The organism is Lyngbya sp. PCC 8106 (assembly GCF_000169095.1).
Classification (GTDB): Bacteria; Cyanobacteriota; Cyanobacteriia; order Cyanobacteriales; family Microcoleaceae; genus Capilliphycus.
The window spans coordinates 1-9,047 of sequence record NZ_AAVU01000087.1 but is presented as its reverse complement, the minus strand read 5'-3'; the positions used below and the strand labels follow the sequence as shown (position 1 = coordinate 9,047).

Genomic DNA, 9,047 nt, shown 5'->3' with positions numbered 1-9,047 from the left:
TTAGATCGAATGAAGATATTGCAAGACTTGTTACTCTTTATGTTAGGAGGCGCAAATGATTAAACCTGATTTGTTTGATGTAGTAGAACTATTAGTTGATATTTCTGAATCAGGACTTCAAGCAGGCGATCACGGTGCTATTGTAGAAAAATACAGCGATCGCGCTTATGAAGTCGAATTTACAAACCCAGAAGGGGAAACTCTCGCACTGCATACCCTCTCTCCTGAACAGTTTATTGTAGTCTGGCAAGCTAAAACACAAACTTGGGTATCTATTAGCGATCGCATTACCGCCGCCGTTCAAACACTTTCAGAAGAAAGACAGCAAGAAGTCTTAAATTTTACCCGTTCCTTGTATAAAAATTATTTTAGAGGTTTATGAAAAAAGCTAAAATTTATTATGCCAGAATGGATGAGTTTTGGCGGAAAGAAGAAAAGTTAGATTATTTAGAAAAACTTGAACATATTGGTAATGTGGAATGGGAAGACATTCAGCCTGATAAAAATCATACATGGCTGACGGGTGAATTAGAAGATGATTTTGGTGATTTTATAGCAATTGGAAATAAATCTACAAAGGAAGGTTTAGACGAATCGGCTATATTTATAAACTATAGCATAGGAGTTCAAACATCACGAGACAGTTGGGCTTACAATTTTACCAAAAACACATTAATCAAAAATATTCAAGCATTTATCAATACATACAATGAACAAACGTATTTATGGAATACTCAAAGAAAACCCGATAGTAAAATAGATGACTTTGTTTTGTCAGATGAGACAAAAATTAAGTGGAGTAGTAGATTAAAACAATGTTTAGCCGCCAATCAATCGGTTGAATTTTGTCCTAACAAAATCAGAAATTCTCTTTATCGTCCGTTTTCATTTCAGTATCTTTATTTCGATGAAGTTCTTAATCATCGGCGGGGACAATTCCCTTTAATATTCCCAACTCCTGAAACTGAAGAAGAAAATCAGGTTATTTGTCTTCCCGGAATTGGAAATAGACAAGCTTTTGGAATTTTCATCTCAAAGTTAATTCTTTCTCTGGATTTTGCTTTTGAAAAAGCTCAATGTTTCCCCTTCTACACCTACGATGAAGACGGAACAAACCGCCAAGAAAACATCACAGATTGGGCTTTAGAACAATTTCGCAATCAATACCAAGATCCCAAAATTAGCAAATGGGATATCTTTCATTATACCTACGCAATCCTTCATCATCCCGACTACCGAAAACGCTACGCCGCTAACCTCAAACGAGAACTTTCCCGCATACCCTTCGCCCCAGAATTTCACCCCTTTGCAACAGCAGGAAAACGACTCGCAGACATTCATATCAACTACGAACAACAGCCCGAATATCGACTAAAACACCTAGAAAATAAAGACTTACCCATAGATTGGCGTGTGGAAAAAATGCGTTTTTCTAAAGATGGAATTCAACTCAAATATAACGACTTTCTCACCCTAACAGGAATTCCCCCAGAAGTATTTGAATATCGCTTAGGAAACCGTTCGGCTTTAGACTGGATCATAGATCAATATAAAATAAGCACAGATAAACGAAGCGGAATTACAAACGATCCGAACCGCCTAGACGATGAAGAATATATTGTTAGGTTAATTAAAAAAGTGATTACCGTCAGTTTAGAAACCGTTAAAATTGTTAAAAATTTACCCTATTTAGGATTGCCTAATGATTGATAGTTTATTCTGTAGAGTGCATCAGATTTTGAAGTTAATGATCGAATCACAGGGTTAATTGTCTGATGCACCCTACGATTGATCGGGTTATCGGTGAAAAGGTTGACGAAAATATCATAATATTAGATAGTAGATAGAGGTTAGCTTGGATAAACACGTTCACCCTTCACCTGAGTAACAGCCAACAGACACCTGATCAATTATAAATCGATGACCACAGAACAACCGCTCGGTTCCGTTATTCAAGGCTCCCTCACCAAAGGATTAGAAGTTCGACTCCATGCAGATATCTCCGTCGAAGAGATGAGAGTCGGGAAATTTTTGGTTGTGCGTGGTGTGCGATCACATTTTTTCTGTCTGCTGACGGATGTTTCTTTAGGAACCAGTAATGCGCGAATATTAGCCAATCCTCCTCAACCTAGTGATGATTTTCTCCAAGCAATTCTGTCTGGAAATAGCACCTATGGAACGATAGAATTAAGCCCGATGTTGATGTTGAATCAAGCTGATATACAGTCAGAAGAAACGATTCGCCGCCAACTCGAAGAACAACAACAAAACCAAAATAATGGTCGAGGAACATTAGCTTCCTTTCAAACTCAAACCAACAGCGATATTCAACTCCTTCCTGTCAAAACGATTCCGACTCATTTTTCCCAGGTTTATGAAGCCAGTGAACGGGATTTTAGGGTGATTTTTGGTTGGGAAGATGACCCTCATCGCCGTAACTTTGCGATTGGTCAACCGATTGATATGAACGTTCCGGTTTGTGTAGATTTAGATCGAATGGTTGAACGCAGTAACGGCATTTTTGGGAAATCAGGAACGGGGAAATCCTTTTTAACTCGACTATTATTATCAGGAATAATCAAAAAACAAGCAGCTGTCAATTTGATTTTTGATATGCACTCCGAATATGGTTGGGAAGCCGTTTCTGAGGGTAAAAAATTCAATACCGTTAAAGGTTTACGTCAACTTTTTCCTGAACGAGTTGAAGTGTATACACTTGACCCCGAATCAACGAAACGGCGTGGGGTGCGAGATGCTCAAGAATTGTATTTGAGTTATGATCAAATTGAAGTCGAAGATATTAGCTTAGTTCAGCGAGAGTTAAATCTATCTGAGGCGAGTTTGGATAGTGCAAATATTCTCCGCAGTGAATTTGGTAAGTCTTGGATTTCTCAGTTATTATCGATGACTAATGAAGAAATTCAACTCTTTTGTGATGAAAAACGGGGTCACAAAGGTTCGATTATGTCGCTTCAGCGAAAACTGTTGCGAATGGAGAATTTAAAATATATGCGTCCGACTTCTCCGTTTAATTATGTAGAGCGAATTTTACAGTCATTAGATGCGGGAAAAAATGTGATTGTTGAGTTTGGTTCCCAGTCGGATATGTTATCCTATATGTTAGTGACGAATATGATAACTCGTCGAATTCATGCGTCCTATGTTCGCAAAGCTGACCGTTTTTTGGCGTCTAAAAATCCTATAGATAGACCAACACCTTTGGTCATTACGATTGAAGAAGCACACCGCTTTTTAGATTCAGCGATTGTTCGTTCAACTATTTTTGGCACAATCGCCCGAGAGATGCGAAAATATTTTGTAACGCTGTTAGTCGTTGACCAAAGACCATCGGGAATTGATGCAGAAGTGATGTCACAAATTGGCACCCGAATTACTGCTTTATTGAACGATGATAAAGATATTGATGCGATTTTTACGGGCGTTTCTGGAGGTCAAAATTTACGTTCAGTTTTAGCGAAATTAGACTCTAAACAACAGGCGTTAGTCTTAGGTCATGCGGTACCGATGCCTGTGGTGATTCAAACTCGTTCCTATGATGAACAATTTTATCGGGAAATTGGCGATACAGCTTGGGAAGAATTACCCGATGAGGAAGTGTTTGAAGCTGCGGCTTCGGCGATGGATGATTTAGGATTTTAAGAGAGGGGAAAAGGGTGATTTATTCCCCTCCTCTGCTTAATTGAGTACGGTAGAATAGGGAACCAATGCAGTCTGAGTTGAGACTAAATCACTGGCTAAACTCATTTTGTTTTTATCCAAAACACCGATAATTTTACGAGGGTTATCGGGATGAACAACCGGAAGTAAATAAAGACCTCGAACTCTCATTTGTTCAAAGGCTTCACTGACCGAATCATCTGGATAAACGTAGAGAATTTCTGAGGTACAAATCTCACCAATCTTTAAGTTTGTGGCTGTTAAAGTGTATTCAGAATGAGCTTTTTCACTTAACATAGACTGTATTTGTATCAAATGTCGTTTAATATCGGCTAAAGTGATCACACCCACTAATAATTTTGTTTCCTCAATAACTAAGGCAGTATGACATTTAGCTTGAATCATTTTTTGACCCGCTTCTATGAGGGAAGTTGAGTCAGATAATGCTAAATAAGAAAAATCCATTAGCGTTGAAATGGGAACTTTATGTAAGATTTCTTGATCATTTTGTTGTGCTAAATTCATCCCCATTTGTTGTAGATTTAACCCCCCAACTGAACTTTTAGCTTGAATACAATCCATCAGCGCAATACTCACCCCGACTGCGACCATCAAAGGTAAAATAATTAAGTAGTTACGAGTCATCTCAAACAACAATAAAATCGCGGTTAAGGGCGCTCTAACACTACTAGCAAGAACGGTTGCCATTCCGACAATTGCATAGGCGGCTGGGGGTGCAATTTTAATAAAATCCGACGGTAAAATTAACCCCAAAACATGACCATAAATCGCCCCTAAACAAGCTCCTAAAAACATCGCAGGTGCAAACACACCGCCGACAAAACCACTCCCTAAACTAATGGTTGTGGCAATTAATTTAAAGATCAAGAGTAAAGCTAATAATAATAGCGGGAAATTTTCACCCTGTAAGATAATTTCTAGAGTTTCGTAGCTCACTCCTAATGTTTGAGGAAGTTTTAAAGCAATGATTCCAATTAAAATTCCTCCGAGAGCGGGTTTTAAAATTGAGGGAATTTTACCTAAAAAACTTAAATAGCGAATCTCTCCCTGAAAACAAGCTCGCATCCATTTAATCCCTTGAGTATAGGCTAAAGAGACACCGCTCGATAGTACACCCAAACCCACGTAAAATATCCATTCCCAAGAACTAATCACTTGATATTCAGGTAAGACCAAAGAGGGATGAGTTCCTAAAAAAATACGAGAAATAATCGAAGAAAAAACCGCAGAAAGTAAGATTAAACTGGTTGCAGTTGCGCTAAAAAATGTTGCTCCGAGTACGACTTCTAAAGCAAAAAACACACCTGCAATCGGTGCATTAAAACCGGCTGCGAGTCCTGCTGCTGCTCCCGCACCTAATAGTAAGCGATAACGTTCTTGGGAAACTTGAAAAAATTGAGCGTATAAAATCCCAACGTGAGAACCAATTTCAACACTGGGACTTTCTGGCCCTAATGAAGCGCCTGTTCCTAATGAAATAGCCGCCGCTAACATTTTAATTAGGGGTCGTAACGGGGTGATATTTTGGACTCTAGCGTTTGTTAATAAAGTCGAAAAATCCTGTCCTAAAATTTTGGGAAAGAGCCAACGCATTACCCCAATAATTAAACCCCCAACTAGGGGAATTAAGGCGAGTGTCCATGCTCCCCAGGTGTAAATCTGGCTCATTAATCCCTCAAAGCTGAGGTGATAAAAGAGGTTGATGAGGGTATGAAACAACACCATTAAAAGTCCTGAACCCCCACCAATGAGTAAGGCGGAAATGAAGACAAGAGACTCAGGAGACGGACGCCAACGGTTGAAAAAATGATGGGGAGAGGAAGAAAGGATTTTGGGTTCAGAGGAAAGGGAAAGCTGGGGAGGGGAAGAGGAGGTAACAGTCATCTTTTCAAAAGTATTCTCGAAAATTAAAGGAATATAGGAATATAAAACAGAGATTTTATCCTCATCCTCCACTATCCCCAACCCACAAAAAGCGAGTCAGGGGTATTCAGACGGGGGATGAAGTTGCTCGGAATTTGACAAAAAACTGACTATATTTTCCCTCTTTTACTGCTTAAACCTCAGTCTTGATTTCTCTCAACAGGATTGAGGAGAGTCAGACCGATATCAGAGGAACGAGGGTTCTAGGTCAGCGAGTTGTCCGCCATCCATAACGGCAACTGAATTCCTGTTGACTACCCCCACTGCATCGAATCAGGAACTAGGGGTTAGATTTGGAATCGGCTGAACTAGAATCGGTGAAAAGTTGATTTGTATTGTCTTATTCTCGATTATAATTTAACTTAAATCCTATCCATTTGACAAGCTAATTTAGGGTGAGTTTTTCAACGGTTCTGTTTTTCGGTTTTCCTCACCTGTTTATCAGTCTCCGAAAAAGTTTCGGGTTTCTAAAATGAGGGTTTGATTATCGATCAATTAAGAAAGAGTTATATTTTTGAGAAAATCTTGATTTCAGTTCAAAATTGCCAAAATATTAACACCATACACTTCACTCAGCTTAACGAGAAAGCCCAACTTTTTTAGAGTTAAGCCGGCGGAAAATAGGGTCACAAGCCCTAAGTCGGCACGCTCAACCCCGATAATTCTCTAATAAATTCCAAACTGCATCCTATTTTACGAATAATTGCGTTGTATTATACCACAATACAAAAACTGTTAATCACATTCAGGGTAAAATGACAACGCAAGAAACCTCGAAATCCTTGCTCATTCCCATTTTGATCGGGATTGGGGTAGGAATCCTCATTGGGGGAATCTTGCCCGCCGTGGGTGAATCGGTTGCTTTTTTGGGAGAACTCTTTATTAACGGCTTGTTAATGCTGGTTATTCCTCTGGTTATCACTTCGATGGTTGTCAGTGTCAGCAGTCTCGGAGATGTCAGACAGCTTAGAGGAATAGGAGGTCGAACCCTTTTATATTATACCGCAACTACCGGAATTGCCGTGATCGTGGGTCTAATCCTGGTAAACATTATTAATCCGGGTGTGGCTGATACCCTAGAAGCCCGAGTTACCTTGCGGGGGGGACAACTACTCCCCAACACCAGTTATACCATTAGCAATGAACAACTGACCTTAAAGGGTGAAAACTTTAAACGTTCCTATGATGATCGCTATTCGGTGATTCTTTTGGATCAAAATCAGATTCAAGGGACAATTCAACCCGAAAAATCGACGCCAGAGAATGTCATTACTCTCTCTCAATGGATAGATGAAACCGGAGAAGAAATTACTCCCAATTCAACCGGAACCGGAATTCAGGTGGATTTAGCTGTCGCTACGAAAGTCCAAGGAAAAGATAATCGCTCGATAGTTGATGTTCTCAAAGAAGTGATTGTCAGTTTACTTCCTCGTAATTTGTTCCAAGCGATGGCTGATAACCAGGTGCTTCCCTTGATTATTTTTTCTCTCGTTTTTGGGGGAGTTTTAACGACAATGGGAAGTTTAGGGCAGAATGTTCTGCACCTATTTGAAGGCTTGAATGAAGCCATTATGCGGATTATTCACTTAATTTTGATGGCGGCACCTGTAGGCATTGGGGCTTTGATTGCTGGACGTTTAGGACAGGCGGGAGGTTTTAGCGGTTTTGCTGCCGAATTTATGAGTTTGATTGACATCCTCTCCGTCGTAAACAACGGAGATTCCAAACATCACTGTCTGGGCTTCCTCTTTCCACGAGCTGACTTACTAGGTTGAGTTTCCCCAACAGAGCAGAGGGCATTCTCTTCAGAGGCGTTAATTACCACCTGCCCGGCGGTATTTTAAAAACAGATATTAAGCGGAAGAACGGATTAAGTTATCTGTAGGACAGCATAAATCTCTGATACTCGCAGTTAAATTAATCCGTTAATCGATTTCTTATCCGTTTCTTTATTTGATAGCTGTTTTAATGCAGATTTCAATATATTTCTGGCGGCATTTTTATCCCGGTCAGCGATATATCCACAGTGAGGGCATTCATGGGTTCTCGTACTGAGAGTTTTTACAACTTTCTCACCACAATTTGAACAGCTTTGGGAAGTATACGCGGGTTCAACAGCAATCACCGGAACCCCATAAACCCGCGCCATATATTCTAACCATTCTCGAAACCTGTACCAAGCTGCATCGCTAATTGATTTGGCTAGATGATGATTTTTAACCATGTTGCGAATCCGTAGGTTTTCAATCGCTACCAAGTCGTTAGACTGTATGACGTGTTGGGCTAATTTACAAGCCCAATCATTACGCCTGCGTGAAACCTTGAGATGCGCTCTACCTAATTTGTTTCTGGCTTTTTGGCGATTTTGACTGCCTTTTTGAGTTCTTGATAATCGACGTTGTAGCTTTTTAAGCTTGCGTTCATCTTTTCTCAAAAACCGGGGATTATCTATTTGATTACCAGAACAATCTGTGTAGAAATAGTTTAAACCTACATCTAGCCCTGTTTGTTTTCCTGTTAGTTCTTTTTTCTCCTCTCGTTCATAATCTATTAGAAATTGAGCATAATACCCGTCATGTCTTCTAATTACCCTCACTCGTTTGATTTGTTTTAACTGATAATAGTGCAGGTTCCGGCTTCCCCAAAGCTTAAATGTACCCGTTTGAAACTTGTCTGTGAACGTTAGATAACGTCTGTCCTCCGAAAGTTTCCATCCTGATGTTTTGTATTCAACAGACGCTCTAACTTGATACTTTTTAAACTTTGGGAATCCTTTGGAGCCTGGTATTTTCTGCTTACAATTCCGATAAAATCTTTCAATTGATGCCCAAGCTCTTTCTGCGTGTGCTTGTCGTGCCATTGAGTTTAACCTTGATGCCCAAGGAAACTCTGGATTGTCTGACAACAGTTTGCAGTGCTTGTAGGCATCGTTGCGACTTTTAACCTGACCGTCTAACCATGCTCTGATAACGCTGTTGCGAACAAATAGACCTGTCCGAATGGCTTCATCCAAGCTTCGGTACTGGCAATATGTTCCTTGCAGCTTCATTTCATATACGAGCATAATTTGTCGTCGTCGCTTACGATAGGGCATCATAGCACGAACATAATCCGTCGTGAACGACGGGGCTTTTGACCCGCTTTTTTTGGTAAATACGCCGCATCAGTCATTATTGCTTTGTTGATTCATGGGGCGATTATTTTGCCTTTGATTTTGTATTGGTTTGGGAAACGTTATCCTCTACCTTATGTTAGACATTTAGCTTCGGCTTTAACGACTGCTTTTTCCACCTCATCGAGTTCAGCAACCTTACCTGTGACGATGGAATGCAGCGTTGAACGCAATCATATTTCTCCCCGGATCGCGAGTTTTGTTTTGCCATTAGGGGCAACAATTAATATGGACGGGACGGCTCTTTATGAGG

7 protein-coding genes are annotated in these 9,047 nt (G+C 40.1%); 5 read left to right on the top strand and 2 right to left on the bottom strand.

What is annotated here, in order from left to right; genetic code table 11:
• Positions 1-55: 55 nt before the first annotated feature.
• The 3 genes from L8106_RS28760 to L8106_RS28750 all read left to right on the top strand — a co-directional run bounded on the left by L8106_RS28760 (position 56) and on the right by L8106_RS28750 (position 3,660).
• Positions 56-382: a DUF4926 domain-containing protein gene (locus L8106_RS28760; RefSeq protein ID WP_009788102.1), complete on the top strand. Its 327-nt coding sequence runs from the start codon at positions 56-58 to the stop codon at positions 380-382.
• A complete protein-coding gene (locus L8106_RS28755) occupies positions 379-1,710 on the top strand; it encodes a type ISP restriction/modification enzyme (protein WP_009788101.1) in 1,332 nt (443 codons plus the stop codon). The genes L8106_RS28760 and L8106_RS28755 overlap by 4 nt, the downstream gene beginning before the upstream one ends.
• A 210-nt stretch (positions 1,711-1,920) precedes the next feature.
• Complete coding sequence (locus tag L8106_RS28750) at positions 1,921-3,660, top strand: ATP-binding protein (RefSeq protein WP_009788100.1); 1,740 nt, start codon at positions 1,921-1,923, stop codon at positions 3,658-3,660.
• A 36-nt stretch (positions 3,661-3,696) separates the two neighbouring features.
• Here the strand turns inward: L8106_RS28750 and L8106_RS28745 are convergent, their stop codons facing one another.
• A complete protein-coding gene (locus L8106_RS28745) occupies positions 3,697-5,583 on the bottom strand; it encodes a chloride channel protein (protein ID WP_039897530.1) in 1,887 nt (628 codons plus the stop codon).
• A gap of 794 nt (positions 5,584-6,377) precedes the next feature.
• Here L8106_RS28745 and L8106_RS28740 point away from each other — a divergent pair.
• Positions 6,378-7,397 (top strand): dicarboxylate/amino acid:cation symporter, encoded by a 1,020-nt coding sequence (locus L8106_RS28740; protein ID WP_009788098.1) that lies wholly within the window; start codon positions 6,378-6,380, stop codon positions 7,395-7,397.
• A gap of 137 nt (positions 7,398-7,534) precedes the next feature.
• Here L8106_RS28740 and L8106_RS28735 read toward each other — a convergent pair whose 3' ends face one another.
• The gene (locus L8106_RS28735) at positions 7,535-8,686 is read right to left on the bottom strand and encodes an RNA-guided endonuclease TnpB family protein (RefSeq protein ID WP_009788097.1); all 1,152 of its coding nucleotides are present in this window, start codon (positions 8,684-8,686) and stop codon (positions 7,535-7,537) included.
• 114 nt (positions 8,687-8,800) lie between these two features.
• Here L8106_RS28735 and L8106_RS28730 point away from each other — a divergent pair.
• Positions 8,801-9,047: cation:dicarboxylate symporter family transporter (locus tag L8106_RS28730; protein WP_009788096.1), on the top strand; the 247-nt coding region annotated here is incomplete at its 3' end.